The following is a 20948-nucleotide window of genomic DNA, read 5'->3' on the forward strand; positions in this document are numbered from 1 at the left end:
CCTCACCACCCTGCCGACCGGCAGGAAGGACCACCACCTTTGACCTCCTCCACGCGTCCCGACGACGCGCACCCCTACCTCCGCGCCGCCAGCGCCGGCATCCGCCACCACGCGCGAGCCCTGGCGCCGTCGGACGCAGACCCGCCCAAGCCCGTGGACCGTCCGCACCTCGACGTACTGCACGCCCACCTCACCTCTCTGCTCCACCTCCTGGACCGGCTCGCCGGCCTCACCCGGCCCCCTCACCCGGCCGCCGGACGTCACCTGGCCACCGCCCACACCAGGCTCTGGCAGGCCACCAACGAAGTCCACGCCGCCTTCCACCTGCTGCCCGGGACGCCCCAGGCCGACGCCGAGACCAGCGACTGTGATCCAGAAGGGCTTCCCGAGGGCCCGCCCGTGCTGACGATCTGCCAACGCCACCTCGCCGCCGGACACGTCGTCCGCCGCAAGACCACCCCCACCGACCTCCGCCCGCACACCACGGCCTGCGTGCGATGAACACCACCCGCAGAATCGAGGGCCAGCGATGAGCCACCGGCCCGCCCGCCGCGCCCGCCGCGCGTCCGCCAGCCCGCTGTTCACTCCCAACGGCACCGACCGCGCCAGCCGCAAGGCCGCCCGCCGCCAGCTCGCCGAGGCCGCCGCCAAAGCCCGCGCGGAAGCCAGCTCCCACCAGAGCGAAAGCACCCTCCCCGAGCAGCAGATGCCCACCGCGCTCTACCCACCGGGCGGGCGCCCCGGGCCCACCTCCGCCCGCGGAAACCGGCTGAAACTTCCCGCCCACCGCATGACCACCGCCGTCGCGGCCGGCGCCTATCCCTTCCTCGCCGAAGGCGGACTCGGCGCCGAAGGCATCTACATCGGCCGCGACGTCCACGCCGAAGCATCCTTCGTCTTCGACCCGTTCGCCCTGTACGGTCGCGTCGAGGGCTTCACCAACCCGAACCTGCTGCTCGCCGGGGTGATCGGCCAGGGCAAGAGCGCACTGGCCAAGTCCTTCGCGCTGCGGTCGGTCGCCTTCGGATACCGCGTCTACGTGCCGTGCGACCCGAAGGGCGAGTGGACGCCAGTGGCCGAAGCCCTCGGCGGCCGGTCCGTCGCCCTCGGTCCCGGACTGCCCGGTCGCCTGAACCCCCTGGACGCGGCCCCGCGCCCGGAGAGCGTGGCCGAGGCCGACTGGGTCGGCGAGATCCGCAAGCGGCGCCTGCTCCTGCTCGGCTCCCTCGCCCGGACCGTCCTGGGCCGGGACCTGATGCCCATGGAGCACACCGCCCTGGATGTCGCCCTCGACGCCGTCGTCACCCGAGCCGCCGACACACACCGCACCCCGCTCCTCGGCGACATCGCCGCCACCCTCAACAACCCTCACGCGCTCGACGAGGCCGCCGGGATGATGTCGGGCCAACTCGGCGACGCAGCCCGCGACCTGGCCCACGCCATGCGGCGCCTGGTCCACGGCGACCTGGCCGGCATGTTCGACGCCCCCTCCACCGTCACCTTCGATCCGAACGCGCCGATGCTCACCATCGACCTGTCCCGCCTCGGCGGCTCCGGGGACGACACCGCCCTCGTCCTCGCGATGACCTGCGCGAGCGCCTGGATGGAATCCGCCCTCTCCGACCCCGGCGGCGGCCGGCGCTGGATCGTCTACGACGAGGCATGGCGCCTGATGCGGCACGTCGGCCTCCTCCAGCGCATGCAGGCCCAGTGGAAACTCTCCCGCGGCCTCGGCATCGCGAACTTGATGGTGATCCACCGGCTGTCCGACCTGCTCACCGCCGGCGACGCCGGCTCACAGGGCCGCGCCCTGGCCGAGGGCCTCCTGGCGGACTGCTCCACCCGGATCATCTACCGCCAGGAGACCGACCAGCTCCACGCCGCGGCCTCCCTGCTCGGCCTGACCTCCGTCGAGATGGACGCCATCGCCCACCTCAACCGAGGGCGCGGCCTGTGGAAGGTCGCCGGCCGATCCTTCATCGTGCAGCACCTCCTGCACAGCCACGAGCTGGCGCTTTTCGACACCGACGCCCGCATGCACTGATCAAGAGGACCGTGAACCCTGACTTCCCGCGCGACCTGATCCCGCGCGACGACGCCCTGCACCTCATCCACGCACTCCACGCTGTGAAGGACAAGCTGCACGACGCCGCACAGCGGTGGGAGCTGCTTGACGAGAACGGGCACGTTCCGGCCGAGCCGTCCTACACCGCGCTGCTCCAGCACGCCACCGACGCCCAGGACCTCTCCCGCGAGGTCCTCCGGCTGGCCGATGACTTCGCCCGGAGCCCCCACCACACCACCCGGACCGGCCGGACCGTCCTGAAGCACCTCGCCTCGGCGGCGACCATCTCCAGCCACGCGGCCCCGCACTTCACCGAGACCGCGGAGAACGCCCTGGCCCTGCCCCGGACCGCCAGCCCCACCGACCGGCACCACCTCACGAATCGCATGGTCATCGGCCACGCCTCAGCGCGAGCTTTTCTGCGGCGTGCCTCGGAGTCCCTTCGCGACGCAGCCAAGGAACTCGACGACCACCTCGGCGTCCAGCGCTTCCTCGCGCCTCTGACACGCCGGGAGGGACCGCCGGAGCCTCCGCGGTCCCGGCCTGGCGGTCTCCACCGCTGACCGCGCCAAAGCCGTGAACTGTTCGTGCAGCCGATCGCCACCCCCGGCGGAGTTCGACCGCAACGCCCTGCAGCCAGCACCAGCCCCGAAGGACTCCATCATCCCCCGCGACCCAGACTTCGAGCTCTACGACAACGTCGGCCGCGACGCCGACCAGATCCATGCCGCCCGGTACAACCTCGCCACCCGCGGGGACCTGAAGCGGTGGGCACGACGCGACGCACAGCCCTTCCGCGCCGCGCACCCCCTACCCGACCAGCCCTGGCCAGCGCCGGACCTCACCCCGCACCTGGACGCTCTCGCCGCAGCCCGGACCCCGGCGGAGATCGACGCGGTCACCGATCACGTCCTGGACGCCGCCGAACCCGCACTGCGCGCCCTGAGCGACTACCTCGTCGCCGCCGCCCGGTGGAAGCAGGAGAACCGCGACGCGGCCAAGGGATCGCCTTCGCACCTGCTGATGACCGCGGCCAGCCGGGCGCTGTCCGTCCTCGCTCTCGCCGACGAAGCCGGTCTGAACAGGCTGCGCGCCGCCTATGACCCGGCCCCCGCCCCCACCGCGCCGGCCGACGCCTCGCGTGGAGCTACCGCGGGCCCGCCGCCCGCTCCCCCCTCCACCGGTCCCGCGCCTCGCCGGTAGCTCTCCATCAGCCGTGCCCGTGCGCGCCCTGACCCACTGCACTCCGGATCACCCCGCCGCCACAGCCTTCGCCGCTCTGCCTGCCGGCAGGAAGGATCACACCCTTTGACCTCTCCCCCGCGCCCCGACGACCCGCACCCCTACCTCCGGGCCGCAAGCGGCGGCAACCGCAGGAGGAGCCATGGCCGCTGACGAAACGACCACCCCGGACCCCCGCCCGGTACCGCTCGCGCCGCTTCCCGACCACCGCAACGTGCACACGCGATGGTGGCAGGAGCTGTGGAGTCGCCACGCACACGTCACCACGCCGCTGCGGGCACGCGGACTGCCGTGCGACATCGAATTCGGCCTCAGCACCTACATCGTGCGCGTCTCGCTCCCCGACGGCAGCTACCTGGTCATCAGTCCGCCGCACGACCCGCCCTCCGAGCGACCGCCCGGAGACCCGGAGGGCTGGATCGCTACTCGCGAGCACCCCGATGACCAGACGCTGTTCGAGGTCATCTACGACTCGGCTCCCTCCAACGACCCCGGTGCTCCCCGGCGGCCCGAAGCCCGCCACGGCGGCAGCACCCAACCCCTGATCGAGGCGATCGACCACCGCCTCGCCCAGCTCGGGCTGCTACCGCGCCCCGTCTTGCCCCACGAGAGCCGACACGTGGCCGAGGACCGCATGCGAGCCCTCACTCCGCTCCCACCGGCACCACGACTGACCTCCGTCCCGGCCAACGCGTCGCCCCTCCCGCCACGGGTCCTCCCGACGGCATCGCCGGAAGCCGCCCCACCGGCCAGACGCACGCCCTGATTCCTTCCCCCGCGAACCCTTGGAGCCTCCATCCGCACCGCCCGCCGTACCCTGCCGCTGATCACCGGCGCCGCCTGCCTCACCCTGGCCCTCACCGGGTGTTCCGGCGAAGACGGCCCCGCCCAGGCCCGGCAGACGCCCACCGCCAGCACCGCCCCCAAGCCCGCGCCCGCTCTCACCGCCGCCCAGGCCCGCGACGTCATCACCCGCTATTCCAAGGTCAACAACGAGGCCAACACCGACCGGGACCGGCGTCTGCTCGACACGGTCGAGGACGGACCGCTGTACGCGATGTCCGTCTCGGACTACACCGAGACCGAAGGGCTTCCCGCCAAGGACCGCGAGCCGTACGAGGCGTGGTCCTACGACCTCGCCAGCGCCAAGCTGTACATCCCCCGCCTGGCTGCCGGGCAGGACCGCTGGTTCGCTGCCGCCCTCTCCAGCGAGAAGGGCGAGCCCCCCTCCCGCCTGGCCGTGTTCGCCGAACAGCCCCAGCACAAGCGCTGGGAAATGGTCTCCGTCGTCGACCTGGACAGCCAGAAGCTGCCCCACGTCGCCCTCGACCGCGAGGGATACGCAACGGCCGTCGCCGCCACCGGCAACAAGCACCTGGCCGCCGACGCCGACATTCTGCGTACGGCCGTGCTGGACAACTTCACCACCGGAGGCACGAACACCGGAAGCAAGGTGTTCGCGCCGACCGAGGCCAGCAAGCGGCAGGTCAAGGTCCACAGCGATGCCGCACCCCGTTTCGGCGACAAGGGAAGCAGCGTCTTCGACGCAGCCGACAACCGCTTCACGGACGCCTACGCCCTCAAGACGGCAGACGGCGGCGCGCTGATCCTCTTCTCCCACACGCACACCCAGACCGACGCCGTCGCGCACTCCGGCCTGCAGGTCAACCCCGGCAAGGAAGACCGGGCCTGGCTCCGCGACGTGCCCCGCACCTCCATCCGCTACACGTTCGTGTGCAACGACGCCGCCACCGTCCCCGCCAAGGCCGAGCCCTCCCGCCTCATCGGCTACACCTGCGCCCGCACCGACGCCTCCGGCCCCCCGGTCCCCTCCTGGTCACACCGCGCGTAGCCGCAGCCGCCCGCCACTTCGACGGCCGCCTCACATCTCCCCTTGCTCGCTCCGGAGAACTCCCTGTCCACACACTCCTTCATCGCCCGCCCTACCGCCGGCACGGGATACAGCGGCATCCACGTCCAGCTCGACGGCGTGCCCAGCCACCACCTCCCGCTCCTCCTGGCCGCCTACCAGTACAAGTTCGGACGCGACGTCGAGGCCATGTCCCAGCACCTCATCGACGACATCGCCGTCGGCTGGGACGAACTCGGCACCGATCTCCTCGACGGCGCCCCACCCGCGCTCGTGGCCGCGCTGACCGGCGGCGAACACTGGCCCAGCCGGCCCCTCGATCACCTGATCACTCCGGACGGCTCGCCCCCGGTGCGTATGACGGTCACCGACACCACCACTGGCGAACTGGGCATGTTCTGGGGCTACATCCTGCATCCGCAGGGCATCGAAGTGATCAGCATGGCTCACGCAGGCACGGGCCCCGTCGTCGCCTGGGACACCGACCCCAGCACTCCCTTCAGCGACCACCCGGCGCATTGGTCCGCCATCACCACACGCCGGACGCCCAACACCTCGCCCGTCGCACGCCCGCCTCGGCCCGCTGCCGGAGCAGCGCCGACCGGGCCCCGCACAGGTGCCCGTCGCTGACCCGCACGCCTCTCATTGCCGGAGTTTTCCCTGCCCACTGCCCTGATTACGGTCGTCATCGCCACCCGCCTGCGCGACGACCGCCTCGACTACCTGACCGCCATGCACGCCAGCCTCACCCGGCAGTCCGTGCCGTGGGAGGCCGTGATCGCGCTCGACGGCGCCTCACCCGAACGCCTGCCGGCGCCGCTCGCGCAGGATCGCCGCATCCGCACATTGGATTTGCCCCGGCCTGTGGGCGCCGCCTGCGCCCGCAACCTCGCTCTCACCCGGGTCCGCACCCCCTTCGTCAACTGGGCCGACGATGACGACGAGTTCACCGACGACGCGATGTCCGTGCGGCTGACCACCCTGGAATCCGCCGGGGTGGGCTGGTGTGCGGGGTGGAGCGAGGACCAGCACCCCGACGGCTCGACCCACCTGCGGCGCTGCCCCACCCCGCCCGGCAGGCACGAGGCCGGCGACGTGTGGACGTATTGGAAGTCGCCGACGGACACGATCCCCATCGGGCCGACCACGATCCTCGCCCGCACCGATCTAGTGCGCGCAGCGCCGATGGGCGGTCTCGTCCAGGGCGAGGACTACTGCGCGGCCCTCGGTGTCACCACGCTCGCACCCGGGATCCTGCTGCCGGTCCCCGTGTACCGGTATCGCAAGCACCCCGGGCAGATGACGGCCCAGGTCGGGTACGACCAGCTGGAGGCGGCGGCCCGGGAGCACGCCTGGGCGTACGGGCGCAGCCTGCGCGCCGTCCTGCGCGGTGGCGAGGACCTGTTCCGTGGCTGAGGCTCAGATCATCCTGTCGCACTGCCGGGAGTCCGGGATCGTCGCCATCGCATCGGGCGAGCAGTACCCGTGGGCGCACACCGCCCTCGCGGAGAGTGGCTTTCAGCGGGACGACGACGGGGTCTGGCACCTGCCTGCGGGCGGCACCCGGACTACCGTGGTCGATCTGGTCACGTGTGCGCAGCGGCACCGCGCCAGCGTGCACACAAGCAGCCGCCGGTTCATCGGCGACGCCGCCCGCGACCTCGCGCGCCTGCTGCCCGGCCAGTGGCACGCCTCGGTCGAGATCTACGCGCACCCGGCCTGGCAGGAAGACCTGGTCCCGTGGATCTGGGACAGCGGCGAACTCGGCCGCGCCGTCCAGAGCGAGCGGATCCCCTACGCCGCGGTCCTCACCGACGCGGAGCAGGGCACGAGGCTGCTGTTCATCGAGCGGCCCGGTCGGCAACTCGACTACCTGGTGGGCGCCTTCTCGCCGGAAGAGCTCGAAGGGGGCTACGGCGATCCCCACGCCCCGCGCAGCATCGTCCTGCCGCCGTTTCCCGGGCGGGCTGCCCAGGCTCTCACCGGCCGGTACCTTCCCGCCTACGAGCAGGCCGTCCATGCCCGCCAGACGGCGGCCATCGCCGCCGTGCTCGGGGACGTCCGCTTCTAGCACGACACCTGGCAGGCCATGAATGCCTCCGGCCGCTACAGCGACGCCACCCCGCTGAGCGCCGCCGCCCTCGGCGCTGCGACGGAGCTGTTCCTCGACCACGCCTGGCGCCGTTTCCTGACCGTCGTCGACCACGCCCCGACGCTGCTCGACCGGTGCCGGCCCGCGAACAGCCCGTGGCCCGACGACGCCGCAGCCCTCTCCCGTCTGGCCGACGCCGTGATCGACGCCGAAGCTTTGCTCGACGACATCGTCCACGGTGGTGCCGTGCCGGATCAGGAGCGCCGAGCACGCGCGTGGCCGGCCATCGAGACCTGGCTCACCGACGGCGAAGCGTTCTTGCGCCAGGCCCGCCTGAGCGCACCCCACCGCCGCCCGGCCCTCCCCGTCACAGCTCCGGCCCGCTCCCTCGCCGCAGCCCGGTCGGCGTACCGCAGCCACTGACCGTTCCCCCGACAAGTCTGGAGACTCCCGCCCCCTTGCAGCCCGGCACCCACTTCTCCTTCGGAGACCACAAGGAACACGGCTTCGTCGCCTCCTTCACCTCCTCCATTCCCCAGCACCTCGCCCACTGGTTCCTGGAGCGCGAGCAATTCGAGCCCGTCCCCGATGAACCGGGCCTGTACCGCCTCAGCGAGCCCGAGCGCGATGGTCCCCGACGCACCCGCCAGGCCGTCCACGACCTGCGCCGTCGGGGCTACATCGTGCAGGCCGACATCCGCCTCGATCCGGCCCTCTCCACCGGCCCTCGGCGCCCCGTCCGGCCACACGGACTCCAGGAGCGCCGCAGCCGGCTCGCCCAGGCCGCCTCCGGCCGAACGACGCAGCGCTCCACGCCGCCCACCGCCTCCCCTCCGTCGGCCCGGCCGGTCCCGCCGGAGCCCACCTACGCTCCCACCGTCCACCTCACGGTCGCGGCCGGCGGGCGGTCCCGATGACACCCGCGAACAGTCCGGCCCCCGACAGCCCCTTGCCGACAGCGTCCGCACTGGCCAGCAAGGCACGCGACTTCCGGCTGCGGATGGCAGTCATCGACTGCGAGACCGATGCCGCCCTCGACAGGACACGCGACCGCCACGGCCGCACCGTCCACGCAGACGCCGCCGCAGCCGCACGAGCCCACCGTGACCAGGCGGCGCTGGAGGCGTACGCCACCCACCTCGCCCCGCACGCCGAGGCTCTCCTCGATGCCGCCCGGCTCGCGCTCGACGAGTTGCCGCCCGCCCGGCACCTGACCGGGTGGCGGGCCGTACTGGACGGCCTGGCATCCTCCGCCGCTGAGATCCGCCGGGCCCTCGACCAGCCCGCCGCGCCCGGCTCCCCGGCCGAACGCGCTCAGCACGCGGCCCTGTGGCCGCACCTCACCGCCTGGGCGGACCACAGCCCGATCGCCAGCAACCTCGCCGACCAGCGCGACGGCCAGCACCACAAGGCTCCGCTGAGTGACGAGGAACAGCAGCAGTGGACGGCCAGGGCCCGGGCCGCGCAGACGCGCGGCGCGCTGGAGCTGACCGAGTCGTGGTATGCCGCCGACGGACAGCCGATCACCCTCGCTTACCTGGTCGAGGACGACGACTCCACAGTGGTCGCGCTGCGCGGCGACCCGGGCGTCCCGGGCTGGCAGGTGATCGGGCACTTCGCCCACGAGTACGAGGCGGGCAAGGCCCTGCCCGCTCCGGTCCCGCCCGGCGTGCTGCGCTCGGACATCTCCCGGTTCAACCGCCCGGCACCGGCCCCGGAGCTGTCCCTGCAGGACCTCATCCGCGACGTCGTCGAAGGCCACAGTGCCGGTGACGCCTCGAACGCTCTCCTGGGCGCCGTCCAGCGCGGCTACGCCGCCGGCCCGATGGTCCAACTGCAGGAACTCCTGGAGACGAGCAGCCAGTTCGCCAGCGCCCTGGAGACCGTGCAGGGCCGTCAGATCGCCGCCCGCCTCTCAGCGCTGGGCCGGCAGATCGAGTTCCTCACCCGCGAAGTCGAAGAGGCAGCCGAGGACCTCGGGGCGACCGTCGCCGTACTGCCCCCGCACCGCACCCCCGTGCTGCGTACCCGCCCGCGCCCGGCCGTGGACACCACACCGCCCGCGCCGCCGCCCCGCGCCAGCATGACCGCCCGCCACCGATAGGAGATCCGTTTTGCCCGAGGCACCAGCAGAGCCGTTCATGCCGATCCGGCACAGCATCACCGGCGAGATCACCACCTCCGGCTACAACGCCGCCGCCCGGCGGATCCTGCTCCAGGACGGCTTCGAAGAGACGCCAGGCTGCGCCTGCCGAGCAACGGAACCCGGTACGGAGCGGACGCACGGGTCTGCTCGGCAGCCAGCGAGCTGCCCGTGGCCGGCCATCCCGTGCACCTGGACCGAGCCCTCGGTCGGCCGGTGAGCGCCGACGGTACGCCCCGGTTGGCCCGGTCGCCGATGCAGGCACAGTCCGTGATCCGCTCCGAGACCAGCCAGCCTCTCCAGCGCATCACCCACCCCGCCCACACCCGCACCCGCACCCGCACCTGTTGAAGGGGTCTCGTTTTGACCACACCCGGGCCTACCAGACCAGCGCGCACCAAGGGCGGCGAACTACGGGCCAAAGTGGCCCGACTGCTGGCCGACCGGCCGGCGGACAAGCTCACCATCGGGGACATGGCCAGGCAACTGGGCCACTCCCACGGCGCCGTCCGCAACGCCGCCCTCACCCTGGTGCGACGCGGCGAGGCCGACCAAAGCGGGACCGGACAACCTCAGTTCCGCGCGAACGCGAGAACCGCCGCAGCCGCGCAGAGGGCTGTGATCAGCCCACCGGGCACCCACGCTCCCCGCGCCCAGGCGGCCACGGCCCGTACGACCTACACCGCAGCAGCCGCGCCCAGGCCAACCGGCCCGATCCGCCGCGCGGGGGGCCAGCTCTACCACCCCCGGGAGCTGGCCGATCTGCCCGACGTCGAGGCGTTGAATCGCTTGCGCGACGCCGACGTGCCGGTGCTGCTCTACGGCCCTCCGGGCACCGGCAAGACCAGTCTGGTCGAGGCGGCGTTCCCGGACCTGCTCACCGTCGCCGGTGACGGCGACACCACGGTCGGCGACTTGATCGGCGAGTACACACAGGACGACGCGGGAGCCTACGTCTTCCAGTACGGTCCGCTGGTCACCGCGATGACCGAGGGCCGCGCCCTGCTGATCGACGATGCCACCCTGATCTCACCGAAGGTCCTGGCGGCGCTGTATCCCGCGATGGACGGGCGCAGGCAGATCCAGGTCAAGGCCCACAAGGGCGAGACCATCAAGGCCGAGCCGGGCTTCTACGTGGTGGCGGGCCACAATCCCGGGGTCCACGGGGCGGTGTTGACGGAGGCGCTCGCGAGCCGGTTCAGCGTGCAGATCCAGATCGGCACGGACTACGACCTCGCCCTGGCCTTGAGGATCGATGCCCGGGTGGTCCGGGTCGCCCGGCACCTCGCCCACCAGGTCGAACTCGGTGAGCTGGGCTGGGCCCCCCAATTGCGAGAGTTGCTGAGCTACCAGAAGACCGAGGCCGTCCTCGGCACCAAAGCCGCGCTCGCGAACCTCGTCGGCATCGCCCCTGAGGAGGATCGCGACGCCGTCGCCGCCGCCGTCGTGAAGGCTGTCGGCGTTAAGAAGATCGCGCCCCTCACCCTCGGCAAGCAGCTCCCCACCTCGGCCGCCCGGCAGCCCCCGGGCAGCACCGACTCCGCACACCGGGGCCGCCCGCGATGAGCGCCCACCACCACGTCCAGTCCCCCGCCACCACGCCGGACGACGACGCCGACCTCGCACGCTGGGACGACGACGGCGCCCCGCCCGCGCAACCCCGCTCCTCCCCAGCAGCGTGGCTGCGTGTGGGAGCCGAACTCGGCGATCGGCTGGTCGCCCTCTCCGGCCGCCAGGACCTCCTCGTCACCTGCCGCCCCGGCACACGCAGCGGCGCACCGGCCGCTTACTTCCCCACGCTGGGCGAGGTCGAGATCGACGCCCGCCTGTTCGCCCCGCTGAAGCCCCACGAGATCCATCCGCGGATCGTGGGCGACGAGGACCGGTATCCCGCCGCCTGGGGAGTGTTCGTCCACGAGGCCGCGCACGCGGCCCACTCCATCTGGACGGCGCCTGCCGGAGCGGACCCCCGTGTCGTCGAGGCCGCGCTCCTACTGGAGGAGAGCCGCGTCGAAGGCGCACACCTGATCACGCGGCCCACAGACCGCACGTACCTGCGCACCAGTGCCCGAACCCTGGTCATGCCCGACATCGCCCACCCCACCCTCCAGGGCATCGAGCAGGCCGCCGCCGCGGCGGCCCTGATCCTCGGCCGCCGTGACGTCGGCATCCTGGACGCCGGCGAGACCCGAGCCGTCGCCGATCTGTGCGAAAAGGTCCTGGGCGCCAACCTGCTGACCACCCTCACCCGCATCTGGACCGCAGCCCACCAGTGCGCCGACCACGACGCCACGACCATGCTCGCGCATGGTCAAAAATGGTGCGACGCTCTGGACGCCTCGGCCCCCCGCCTGCCCGTGCCGGAGAACCTCACCGATCTGCTGTCCGGCGCGGTGGCGGTCGTCATGGACAGCACGGCAGCCACCGACGCCGCCGACCTCGCGGCACAGGACGCAGCGGCCAACGCCATGGCGTCACGGTCCAAGGCGCAGGCCCAGGACCGCGCCCAGCGGACCCGTCAGCGACGCAAAGCCGCCGCCACCGCCAAGTCGGTCTTCAACGCCCGTAGCACCACCGTCAACCCCGACGGCACACCGGCGCCCTCCGGCAACCCGGTCACCGGCACCCGCAGGCCCACCGCCGCCGAGCAGAGCGCCGCCGCGCGCCTGAGCCGCGCCCTGCGTGCCGCCGCCTACCGCGAGCGGACCGAGGAGCGGACCACCAGCCCCACCCCGCCCGGCCGCCTCAACATGCGCGCGGCCCTCGCCCGCGACGCTCAGCGCGCGGCCGGGTCGGTCCCCACCGCAGAACCGTTCACCCACACCCGCCGCCGGAACTCCCCCACCCCACCACTGCGTGTGGGGATCGCCGTCGACGTCTCCGGCTCCATGCGTGCCGCCTGCAAGCCCGTCGCGTCCGCTGCCTGGATCGTGGCACGCGCAGCAGCACTGACCGACCCCGACTCCCGTACCGCAACCATCGCCTACGACAGGCACCTGACCGCACTGACCCGTCCCACCCACCGAGCACCAGAGCGCGTGACGATGTTCGATGCCACCGGCGGCCACCACAACCTCGGCGACGCCATCGACGCACTCGACCACGGCCTCGAACTCAGCCGCCCCGGCGCCGGCCGCCTCCTCGTGATCGTCACCGACGCCCACTACGGCAGCGCCGAAACCGCTCAAGCCGTCAGCCGCATCAAGCAGCTCACGACCGCCGGCTGCGCCGTACTCCAACTCACCCTCACCGCGGAATCCCGCCACTTGCCGGGGACCACCTTGCTGCACCTGCCACAGCCCTCCAGCGCTCCCGCCGCCATCGCCACGGCGGCCACAGACGCCATCCGCAGGACCCGCTGAGACGACGCAGAAGGCGGAAGCGTCTGAATCGTGCAACCCCAACCGTCAACGAAAGGCACTCGATTTGAAGCCCCAGACCAGCAGCCCGACCTCGAACGTAACGCCCATCAAACGGAATTCCCCGGGGGTGAGTACGCACTGGACCGTGGAGCACGCCTGCTCCCACCGGGTAGATCATGACCTGTCCAACCGCCCCGCCGACAAGCGGGCCGGCTTCGCCCGTTGGCTCGCGTCGAAGGACTGCACCGCCTGCTGGAAGGCGGCGCGCGACGCCGGCTCCGAGTCCAAGGAGGAGTGGCTCGCGGCGAAGCGCGCCGAGGAGCGGGAGGCAGCCGCTGCCTGGGCGACGCAGTTCGAGATGCCGCCGCTGGAGGGCCCGGAGAAAGCCCTGGACTGGGGCGAGCGCTCCCGCCATCAGCTGATGACGGCCGCACACACCGCCCTGGTCATAGAGGGCAGTTGGGACGAGGCTGACTGGGCGGAGCTGGAGGAGAAGGCCCGCTCCATCACCCGAGCCGGATGGTGGATCGACCAGCGCGACGCCGAAGGCACTGACCTGCTCGAACTCCTCGACGCAGCCGCCGAGGCGGACCGCGGGACGGAGAACCCGTTCCGCTGACGGCGGGGCAACATAGCCGGGAAACGCCGGTTAGCCAAACCGGCGTTCCTCCGGACTATTGATGCTCCCACCCCGACAGCCATCGCGTGGAAGGAACCGCGTGCTCCCTCCGTCCTGGGACCATCAACCCACCCCCGTCACCGCCCTCACCCCCGACCCGCTCACACCGACCCGCGACATCACCCACGCCCACTTCCAGGCCGGGGACACGGTCGTCGTCCTCAAGGGGGTGGTCGCCGGGGAGCTGTGGGGAGACTCGATGCGCGTGGTCGCCCCTTCCTGGCACACCCCCACGGATGAGGACGGCTGGCGGCTGCGCGATCCCACCGGTGGCGACCAGTCCTACGTCACCGCCCACCCCCGCTACCTCGTGCACCTCTCGCGCCGCTGCCCAGACTGCCTGATCTACCTGCGGGCCATGGAAGACGCCCTCCTTGCGCGGTTCGCCGACCGCGACGAGCTGATCGACTGCGGCTGGTACACCACCACCGCCCTGGGCCAGCTCGTGCACACCGCAGACACCAGGGGCAGCCGATGACTCCCCCCATGAACCGCCCCGACCGTGCCGGTGCGCTCCACAAGGCCAGGGGCCGAGCCACCGCAACTCCGGACGATCCTTCCTGGCCGCTGCGCCTGGCCGAAGACCTCCGCGGCATCCGGGCCGACTGGAAAACCTCAGCCGAGGTGTGCGCAGACGCTGCCTGGGCCGCACGGTCGGCCGGCCGCAGCGTCCTGGTCCTGCTGTCCCCTGAGGACGTCCTCGCAACGGACCGTGATCCGATCACCGCCCGCACCATGGCGCATCTGTACCTGAGCGCCCTTCGGTTCGACTTCCGCTGCCCCGCCCTCCAGCGCCTCGTCGAACAGCTCGCGCACACCGCGCGTCAGCCGCTGGACTGCTACACCCGTGCCCTGTACGCCTTCGCACTGCTGGGCCAGTCCCGCCCCGAGGGCCTGACGGTTATGGACGAGGTCCTCGCAGAGGCCGAGGAGCACCCCAAAACGCTGCACGTCCTGCTGCACGGGCTGTGGCTCGGCCAGGACCTGGACCAGGGCGCGGAGCGTCTCCTGGCCCTCAGCTCCCGGCCCGCCCTCGCCACCGGCACCGATCCGATCGTCCTCTTCCGCGTGGCGGGTGCCCTGCGCCGGCTGGGCCAGTACGACGAGGGGCTGAGCACCATCGACAGGGCAATCGACTGTCTTCCACCGGGAGACATCTCGGTTCACGCCGACCTGGTCCGCGAGCGCTCCCTGATCTGTGCAGCCCGCGACCTTCACCAGCACCGGTCGCCCACCCGCACGTCGAGCGGGGTGCCGTCATGATCCCCCGCCTGCACCCAAGGGCCCACTCGCCGCGCGAACCGCTCGCCGAGGCGCTCGGGCGGCCCCTTTCAACCAACGAGGGCCTGACGGAGTACACCGTGGTCGCCCACTGGCCGGGCCTGGACTACTACACGCCGGACGACGAGCAGAGAACCTGGACGTCGATCGACTGGGCCGAGCACCTCGAAGACCCGTATCTGGAGCATCCGTTCGCTGCCAGTCCGGACGAAGACCGGCGGGCGATCCTCCACCTCGACATCCGGCTCCACCCGGACGACCGGGAGCTGACCGGCCCCGAGTGGTCCGAAGTCGCCCACCGGTTCGCGCGGGCCGCCGGTATCGAGGTTCCCGGTGCCGCGGTGCACGGTTGTCGGTGGATTGCCGTCCACGCTCAGCCGGGACGCCTGGATCTGCTCGCCAACCTGATCCACCTCGACGGCACCTGGCACACCCCGCCCACCGACATCCTGCAGCGCCTTGCCGGTGAAGCGCGCCGCATCGAGCAGGACCTGAGCCTGATCCCCGCCCGCCCTACGAAGCGGCCCGCTGCCCGTCCGGTCCCCGCTGCTTCCGCGCAGCTCGCCGGCGTCCTCACGCAGCTCGCCGACGAACAGGCCGGCCCGCTGGCCACGGTCCGCGGACTGGTCGAGCACACCGCGTACCGGATCGCCCGCCAGCCCGGGGCTGCCGGCACGGACACGGCACACCGTCTTCAGCTGATCGCCCGCCGCCTCCACGCGATTCAGCAGGACCTGGACGCCACCGCCGCCCACCTGGTCCAGCCCCGGGGCGCCGCCGCACCGGCCGCGACCCAGCGCACCGCCCACCGATCTTTGTAGGAGAAACGTCTCCTTGCCCCGCTCCACCGACCGCTTCCTGGACATCCGCCGTGACCCGCACTCCGGCGAACTCCTCGCCCGCGGCGGCGACTCCGAAGCACACAGCATCCTCCAGCGCGCGGGATTCGTCGCTATCGTCCGCCTCCACGAGAGCTACCACCGCGCCCCCGCCAGCCTGACCGAGGACGAGGAGTCCCGTCTGGCCACCGAGGCCGTAGGGCGCCTGCGGGCCGTCGGGTACCACGTCGACTGCGACGAGCGCTTCGACACCGAGTCCCGCCCCGCGGCCTATCCCGCGCTCGGCGCCTCGGTCTCCCACCTCGCCGAACGCATCCGCGAGGCCACCGACACCGCCGAGGCAGCGGACGTCCTCACCGAACTCACCGCGCCCCACGACGGCATCCTCGCCGGATTCTCGGAAGCCCTGGGCGCCCTGGCGGAGTTCTTCGACGGCCTCGGCGACGCGAGCGATCCGTACACCGCCGGGCGCCTGCGCTACCTCGCCGACGAATACGTCCGCATCATCCACTCCGACCTTGCGCACACCCGCGAACGGCTGGCCGACCGGCACGCCCCTCACCCCGGCCGCCGCGCCTGCGCCGAGCAGGTTCCCGACCACGAGACCGAACGCTCCGCGGTGTGCGCCTGTCCACCCCCGCCGCGTGCCCTGCCGGCCCCGGCACCGCCACCCGTCGGTGCCGCCCGACTGCGCCGCTGAGCCCCTGCAACCGCCCAAGGACACCATGCACGACCACACCACCTCCGAGCGCCTCGCCTCCTACGCCGACGTCCTCGCCGGCGAACTCCCCGACACCTGGACCAGCACCCACCTGACGGCCGACGACAAGGACGACCTCGCCGAACTCACCGACCGCATCTGGGACCTGGACCTGGTCGCCGCCTCCCTGGCCGAACACCCCCTGCAGCAGGCCGCCGTCCTCAGCCGCCCCGACGGCGCCCAGCTCGTCCTGATCGACCGGCACGACGAACGCGACGGTTTCCTCCTCGCCGCCGTCGCCCCGCACGCCCTGCCGGACGAGGCGTACCGCGGCGTCCCCGAGCCCAACGGCATCGCCCTGACCGACGACCCGTTCCTCGGTGCCGAGCAGGTCGCCGGCGACCTGCTCGTCCGCTACGACCGTGCGCTCGCCCAGGTCCGGCACAACGCCCTGGGCGGTATCCAGCCCTCCCAGCCGGACCGGGTCGTCCTGACCTGGCAGCCGGACGGCAGCGTCGCCACGGCCCCCGCCGACGACCGGGCCGGCACCATCCTCGCCGCCCACGGCTTCGTCCAGGACCCGCACAGCGGCATCTACCGCCTGAAGGGCGACGACTCCCAGGCCCAGGCCCGCGCGCTGCGCGAGATCGGCCCGCAGCTCGACGCGCTCGGTATCGGCACCGCCCTCCAGCACCCCGCAGCCCGGACCGCACCCACCGCAGCCCCGGCATCCATGCCGCCGGCCCCCGCCGGCACCCGCGCACCCACCGCCAGGACCCGATGAACCAGACGGAGCCCGACTTCTGGGTCCTGGAGTACGTCACCATCACCAAGGACCCCCGCACCGGCCTGGTCGTGGCCATCGGCGGCACCGAGCAGGCAGCGGACATCCTCCAGCGGACCGGCGGCTTCCTCTCCGCTCCCGGGCCCCGCGGGGACTACCACCGTCTTCCGCACGGCCTGCCCATCGAGCAGCAACGCCTGAAGGCGACCACCGCCTCACACGCCCTGCTCGCCGCCGGCCACAGCGTCCACCTCGATCCCACCCTGAACATGCTGGCCACCCCCGACGGCGACCGTGACGCAGCCCTGCGCTACCTCACCCAACTCGCCGAGCGGGCCTCGGCCGCCCAGACCAGCAGCGAGGTGGCCGAGGTCCTGACCGAGGTCGCGGCCCCGTGCACGGGCTGCTGCCCCTGACCAGAGAAGTGATCGTCCGCGCCTGGATCACCGCCAGTGATCTCCACGGCGCCGCGCCCGGCGAGGAACCCGAGCCCATCGCACGGCTCGGCAGCACGGCCAACTCCCTGAGCGAAGCCGCCCGCGTCGTCCTGCACGCCCGCAACCACGCCGCCCGCCCAACGCAGCCGCCAACCACCGCACCGGCACCCGACCGCGCACCGTCCCCTGTCTCCCGCCGCCGCTGACCCCGGAGAAGAAACGTATGGCCAACCTGGCCGACGAGTACGGCACAGACGTCGAGATCTACATCAAGGCCCTGACGACCACCATCCACGCCGACACCCCCACCGGCGCCCCCGCCGAGCTCCACGACCTGCTGGAACAGCTCGGCCTCGAACGCCACGAATACCCCACCAGCGAGCCGCTCTACATCTGGCACACCGTGCCCGACCACCTCGGTGCCGAGGAACAGAAACGCCTGGCGAACCGCGCCATCCCCGCCCTGCTCCTGGCCGGATACACGGTCAACTGCGACCCCGAGGTCTTCGACGAGGCCCTCTACCAGCAGGCCGTGCACCGCCTCCATGCGCGCACGGCCCGCCCCGCCCCGCAGCAGCCGGCGCCCGCCCGTTCCCCCTCGCACTCCGCACCGGCCCGCCGCACCCCGTAAACCCGAGCGGCCCCGGCCCCACGCCGGGGCCGCCCACCTCCCCGCCGCCCGATTCCACGGAGAAACCCGTAGCAGACCGCACACCCGCACCGATCAGCCATCGGCTCAAACCCCGGCTCGCAACCGCCCTGTTCCGCCGCTATCTACGCGCCTGCATCACGGCCGGCCCCGACCGCGCCGCCCCACTGGCCCGCGCCCGCCCGCAAGCCGTCCCCACCGAGGCGCAACCCGTCGGGCAGCGCCACCACCACTGACCGTCCACGCACCCGGAGAAGCATGTCCCACCCCGCCCCCTACCCGGTGAGACTGGCCGACGAGATCACCCGCCAGCTCGGCCAGCTCTCCGACCACCTCTCCCAGCTTCCCCCGCCCCAGGCAGCACAGGTCATCGCCCGCGTCCTCGACCCGGACAACGGAGTCCTCGGCGGCGTCACCCACCTCGTCATCACCGGCAGCCACTTCGCCAAGAGCGAGGCGGAACGAGGCGCCCTGCCAGCGGAGGTATGGCTCGCCATGGGCCGTGCCGCCAACGAACTGAACGACATCAGCCTGGACCTGGACGAACACCAGGACCTCCTCCAGCACCTCGGCACCCGACCGGCCACCAGCGCGGCGAAGCCTCCGGCTCCCGCCCCGCTCGTCGTACGACGGCGCCGGTGAACAAGAAGCAGTGGCAGGGCTGGGGGCCGGGCGAGCAAGCCGAGCAGCACTACCTCGTCCAGCCCCGTGCCCTGGCCGGCGGCGGTGACGTCCGGCACGTCTCGGAGTTCCTGCGCGCCTCGGGCTGGCGGGACAAGTCCAAGAAGGGCGGCCCGCTGCTCATGGAGAGCCCGGACCGCACTGTACGCGTCGCCTACGACCCCTACATCCTCCCCGGCGGGTGGACCATCCACGGCCGGGCAGGCGGCGCGAACGGTGATTGGTCTGCGCACCTGGGCCGGCAGACGCCGGTGGAGATCGTCGCTGGCCTGACCGATGCCCTCACCCGCCCCCGCTTTGCACACGCCCCCAACGTCTGGGCGCCCCTGCGGGAGCAGAACTGGCACACGCGGTTCGAGGGCCAGGACTATATGGCGACCAGCCCCGACGGCACCGCGTGGATGCAGTACCACCAGGGCGTCGATGGCTCGGCGATGTGGTGGACCGGAGCGCAGGACAAGCAGGGCAACGGCTGGACGGCCCACTTCACGCCGAACACGCCGATGCACCTGGTTCAAGCCTTCTCAGCCGAACTTGCCGGCCCGGACCCCGTGATGCGCCCACGCGGGCGTGTCCCGCACAGCGCCCAGATCCGTACCTGGTCGGTCTCCGTCAAGCCCTCCCAGCTCAGCGCCTGGCAACAGGCTCGGATCACAGCTGCCCGCGCCGCCACCTGGGCCCGCACCAGCGCCCGAAGCACACGGCCACACACCACCGCCCGTCCCTACACCCCGGCCGGCGGCGCCCGGACCCGCCGCTGACCTCCATCCCCATCTCAAGGAGCCCGATGCCTGCCCCCACCCCGGACACCCTGCGCGCCCTGACCGAAACGCTGTCGGACGTCACCGAGTACCTGCGCGAGAATCCCGACCCCGCCGAAGCCCTCGCCCTGGTCGAGCCGCTCCTCGACGAGTACACGGGCCTGCCCGTCCAACTCGCTGACACCCTGCGTGCCCTCGCACGCACCATCCAGGAGCACCAGGCCATCCCGCGCTCCGTGCACGTCAACCTCCTGATCGCCGAGCTGCGCTCCGCCGCCTGGGAGCAGACCGACCAGCACACCCTCCACTACGTCCTGGACGAGCTGCGCGCGCTGCACGACGACGCCGAGAGCGAGCAGGGGTGCAGCCGGTGCCGTTGAGCGAGCGCCAGCTCGACGCCTTCGCCGACAAGCACGCCCGGCAGATCCCCTTCGACACCAGCCCTCGCCACCTCGCCGGTCCGGGAGACGCCCGCCACGTCACCCACGGCCTGGCCGCGGCCGGATGGGCCACGGTCTCCGACCCGCTCAGCGCCGAGATCGTGATGGCCAGCCCCGATCACCGCTACCGCCTGCAGTTCGACCCGCAGTCCGCCACCTCCGCCTGGTGGCGGCTGCGGGCCGCCCCCGGCGACAACGAACACGGCTGGTACGCCGAGTTCGGTGAACTCGTGCCGGCCGAGGTCCTCGCCGGCTTCACCGACGCCCTCATCGCACCGCCCTCACCGCAGCCGGACCCCTGGCAGCCGGTGACCAGCGCAGGCTGGCAGCACGACGATGCCGGGATAGCGCTCTCTCCAGACGCACTGTGCCGCATCGAACACCGCCCCATGAGTGAGTTCCATGAACGGCCGTCCTGGCACATCGAGGTCAGGAAAAGCAGCGACGAAGCATTCCCGGGCCCGCGGATCTGGCATGCCTTCCTCGACGAGCACGTGCCCGATCACCTGGCCGGCGCCTTCCTGGGCGCGCTCACCGACCAGAGCCCGCTGCAGCGCGGCATGTTCGACCGCACCGCTTACCACCGTGCCGTCCGGGAGCCGAGCCCTCTGCGCCCGCAGCAGGTAGTCGACGCGCACACCGCCCGGGTGAAGACGATCCGCGCACAGGCCCGCGCCGTGCGCCGTCAGCAGACCGCCCCCACAACACCCCCGGCGCCCACCACCGCCGTCCAGCCGGCCGCACGCCGCTGACCTCAAAGGATGCTCTCATCTCCCGCACCACGAACCACGGCCGCCGCTCCTCACTGCGGCGCCTCAACCGCTACCTGCGCCACAGCGAACGGATCCTGGCGTCCTGGGACGCCTTCACCGAGTTCAACACGGACCTGGACGGCTGGCCCTTCGACCAGGATGCCTACGGCC

The 20948-nt window shown here is 72.2% G+C and carries 29 protein-coding genes; all 29 read left to right on the forward strand.

Annotated features, from left to right (window positions below):
- Positions 1 to 39: 39 nt before the first annotated feature.
- The 29 genes from ACIBCJ_RS14185 to ACIBCJ_RS14325 all read left to right on the forward strand — a co-directional run bounded on the left by ACIBCJ_RS14185 (position 40) and on the right by ACIBCJ_RS14325 (position 20777).
- On the forward strand, positions 40 to 501 hold the full coding sequence (locus ACIBCJ_RS14185; RefSeq protein ID WP_365978154.1) for a DUF6238 family protein: 462 nt from the start codon (positions 40 to 42) through the stop codon (positions 499 to 501).
- Between the two features lie 28 nt (positions 502 to 529).
- A complete protein-coding gene (locus ACIBCJ_RS14190; RefSeq protein ID WP_365978155.1) occupies positions 530 to 2044 on the forward strand; it encodes an ATP-binding protein in 1515 nt (504 codons plus the stop codon).
- An 11-nt stretch (positions 2045 to 2055) separates the two neighbouring features.
- Positions 2056 to 2628, forward strand: a complete 573-nt coding sequence (locus ACIBCJ_RS14195; RefSeq protein WP_365978156.1) for a hypothetical protein — start codon at positions 2056 to 2058, stop codon at positions 2626 to 2628.
- 13 nt (positions 2629 to 2641) lie between these two features.
- Positions 2642 to 3268, forward strand: a complete 627-nt coding sequence (locus tag ACIBCJ_RS14200; RefSeq protein ID WP_365978157.1) for a hypothetical protein — start codon at positions 2642 to 2644, stop codon at positions 3266 to 3268.
- A gap of 181 nt (positions 3269 to 3449) precedes the next feature.
- A complete protein-coding gene (locus ACIBCJ_RS14205) occupies positions 3450 to 4073 on the forward strand; it encodes a hypothetical protein (protein ID WP_365978158.1) in 624 nt (207 codons plus the stop codon).
- Between the two features lie 291 nt (positions 4074 to 4364).
- A complete protein-coding gene (locus ACIBCJ_RS14210; protein WP_365978159.1) occupies positions 4365 to 5159 on the forward strand; it encodes a hypothetical protein in 795 nt (264 codons plus the stop codon).
- A 42-nt stretch (positions 5160 to 5201) separates the two neighbouring features.
- Positions 5202 to 5807: a hypothetical protein gene (locus tag ACIBCJ_RS14215; RefSeq protein ID WP_365978160.1), complete on the forward strand. Its 606-nt coding sequence runs from the start codon at positions 5202 to 5204 to the stop codon at positions 5805 to 5807.
- 42 nt (positions 5808 to 5849) lie between these two features.
- Positions 5850 to 6593 (forward strand): glycosyltransferase, encoded by a 744-nt coding sequence (locus tag ACIBCJ_RS14220; protein WP_365978473.1) that lies wholly within the window; start codon positions 5850 to 5852, stop codon positions 6591 to 6593.
- Positions 6586 to 7248: a hypothetical protein gene (locus tag ACIBCJ_RS14225; protein ID WP_365978161.1), complete on the forward strand. Its 663-nt coding sequence runs from the start codon at positions 6586 to 6588 to the stop codon at positions 7246 to 7248. Before ACIBCJ_RS14220 ends, ACIBCJ_RS14225 begins: the two co-directional genes overlap by 8 nt.
- A gap of 18 nt (positions 7249 to 7266) precedes the next feature.
- Positions 7267 to 7692, forward strand: coding sequence for a hypothetical protein (locus tag ACIBCJ_RS14230; protein WP_365978162.1), 426 nt, complete (start codon positions 7267 to 7269; stop codon positions 7690 to 7692).
- A gap of 35 nt (positions 7693 to 7727) precedes the next feature.
- Positions 7728 to 8186 (forward strand): hypothetical protein, encoded by a 459-nt coding sequence (locus ACIBCJ_RS14235; protein WP_365978163.1) that lies wholly within the window; start codon positions 7728 to 7730, stop codon positions 8184 to 8186.
- On the forward strand, positions 8183 to 9373 hold the full coding sequence (locus ACIBCJ_RS14240) for a hypothetical protein (protein ID WP_365978164.1): 1191 nt from the start codon (positions 8183 to 8185) through the stop codon (positions 9371 to 9373). The genes ACIBCJ_RS14235 and ACIBCJ_RS14240 overlap by 4 nt, the downstream gene beginning before the upstream one ends.
- 37 nt (positions 9374 to 9410) lie before the next feature.
- Positions 9411 to 9632 (forward strand): hypothetical protein, encoded by a 222-nt coding sequence (locus ACIBCJ_RS14245; RefSeq protein ID WP_365978474.1) that lies wholly within the window; start codon positions 9411 to 9413, stop codon positions 9630 to 9632.
- On the forward strand, positions 9629 to 9763 hold the full coding sequence (locus ACIBCJ_RS14250; protein WP_365978165.1) for a hypothetical protein: 135 nt from the start codon (positions 9629 to 9631) through the stop codon (positions 9761 to 9763). Before ACIBCJ_RS14245 ends, ACIBCJ_RS14250 begins: the two co-directional genes overlap by 4 nt.
- 72 nt (positions 9764 to 9835) lie before the next feature.
- Positions 9836 to 10978: an AAA family ATPase gene (locus ACIBCJ_RS14255; protein ID WP_365978166.1), complete on the forward strand. Its 1143-nt coding sequence runs from the start codon at positions 9836 to 9838 to the stop codon at positions 10976 to 10978.
- On the forward strand, positions 10975 to 12774 hold the full coding sequence (locus tag ACIBCJ_RS14260) for a hypothetical protein (protein WP_365978167.1): 1800 nt from the start codon (positions 10975 to 10977) through the stop codon (positions 12772 to 12774). Before ACIBCJ_RS14255 ends, ACIBCJ_RS14260 begins: the two co-directional genes overlap by 4 nt.
- Before the next feature lie 127 nt (positions 12775 to 12901).
- A complete protein-coding gene (locus ACIBCJ_RS14265) occupies positions 12902 to 13393 on the forward strand; it encodes a hypothetical protein (protein ID WP_365978168.1) in 492 nt (163 codons plus the stop codon).
- A 100-nt stretch (positions 13394 to 13493) separates the two neighbouring features.
- Positions 13494 to 13931 (forward strand): hypothetical protein, encoded by a 438-nt coding sequence (locus ACIBCJ_RS14270; RefSeq protein ID WP_365978169.1) that lies wholly within the window; start codon positions 13494 to 13496, stop codon positions 13929 to 13931.
- Entirely contained in the window at positions 13928 to 14716 is a 789-nt protein-coding gene (locus ACIBCJ_RS14275) for a hypothetical protein (RefSeq protein WP_365978170.1), read from the forward strand. The genes ACIBCJ_RS14270 and ACIBCJ_RS14275 overlap by 4 nt, the downstream gene beginning before the upstream one ends.
- Complete coding sequence (locus ACIBCJ_RS14280) at positions 14713 to 15555, forward strand: relaxase/mobilization nuclease (RefSeq protein WP_365978171.1); 843 nt, start codon at positions 14713 to 14715, stop codon at positions 15553 to 15555. Before ACIBCJ_RS14275 ends, ACIBCJ_RS14280 begins: the two co-directional genes overlap by 4 nt.
- A gap of 13 nt (positions 15556 to 15568) precedes the next feature.
- On the forward strand, positions 15569 to 16273 hold the full coding sequence (locus ACIBCJ_RS14285; RefSeq protein WP_365978172.1) for a hypothetical protein: 705 nt from the start codon (positions 15569 to 15571) through the stop codon (positions 16271 to 16273).
- Between the two features lie 25 nt (positions 16274 to 16298).
- Positions 16299 to 17057, forward strand: coding sequence for a hypothetical protein (locus ACIBCJ_RS14290; protein WP_365978173.1), 759 nt, complete (start codon positions 16299 to 16301; stop codon positions 17055 to 17057).
- Positions 17054 to 17473 carry a hypothetical protein gene (locus ACIBCJ_RS14295; RefSeq protein WP_365978174.1) on the forward strand — a complete coding sequence of 140 codons (420 nt, stop codon included), beginning with the start codon at positions 17054 to 17056 and terminating at the stop codon, positions 17471 to 17473. The genes ACIBCJ_RS14290 and ACIBCJ_RS14295 overlap by 4 nt, the downstream gene beginning before the upstream one ends.
- Positions 17452 to 17700 (forward strand): hypothetical protein, encoded by a 249-nt coding sequence (locus ACIBCJ_RS14300; RefSeq protein WP_365978175.1) that lies wholly within the window; start codon positions 17452 to 17454, stop codon positions 17698 to 17700. The genes ACIBCJ_RS14295 and ACIBCJ_RS14300 overlap by 22 nt, the downstream gene beginning before the upstream one ends.
- 17 nt (positions 17701 to 17717) lie before the next feature.
- On the forward strand, positions 17718 to 18125 hold the full coding sequence (locus tag ACIBCJ_RS14305; RefSeq protein WP_365978176.1) for a hypothetical protein: 408 nt from the start codon (positions 17718 to 17720) through the stop codon (positions 18123 to 18125).
- A gap of 276 nt (positions 18126 to 18401) precedes the next feature.
- Positions 18402 to 18785 (forward strand): hypothetical protein, encoded by a 384-nt coding sequence (locus tag ACIBCJ_RS14310; protein WP_365978177.1) that lies wholly within the window; start codon positions 18402 to 18404, stop codon positions 18783 to 18785.
- Positions 18782 to 19585, forward strand: a complete 804-nt coding sequence (locus ACIBCJ_RS14315) for a DUF317 domain-containing protein (protein WP_365978178.1) — start codon at positions 18782 to 18784, stop codon at positions 19583 to 19585. Before ACIBCJ_RS14310 ends, ACIBCJ_RS14315 begins: the two co-directional genes overlap by 4 nt.
- A gap of 26 nt (positions 19586 to 19611) precedes the next feature.
- On the forward strand, positions 19612 to 19965 hold the full coding sequence (locus ACIBCJ_RS14320) for a hypothetical protein (RefSeq protein WP_365978179.1): 354 nt from the start codon (positions 19612 to 19614) through the stop codon (positions 19963 to 19965).
- On the forward strand, positions 19956 to 20777 hold the full coding sequence (locus tag ACIBCJ_RS14325; protein ID WP_365978180.1) for a DUF317 domain-containing protein: 822 nt from the start codon (positions 19956 to 19958) through the stop codon (positions 20775 to 20777). The genes ACIBCJ_RS14320 and ACIBCJ_RS14325 overlap by 10 nt, the downstream gene beginning before the upstream one ends.
- The last annotated feature ends 171 nt before the right edge of the window (positions 20778 to 20948 follow it).

Source organism: Streptomyces sp. NPDC051136, assembly GCF_044455745.1.
Taxonomy (GTDB): domain Bacteria; phylum Actinomycetota; class Actinomycetes; order Streptomycetales; family Streptomycetaceae; genus Streptomyces.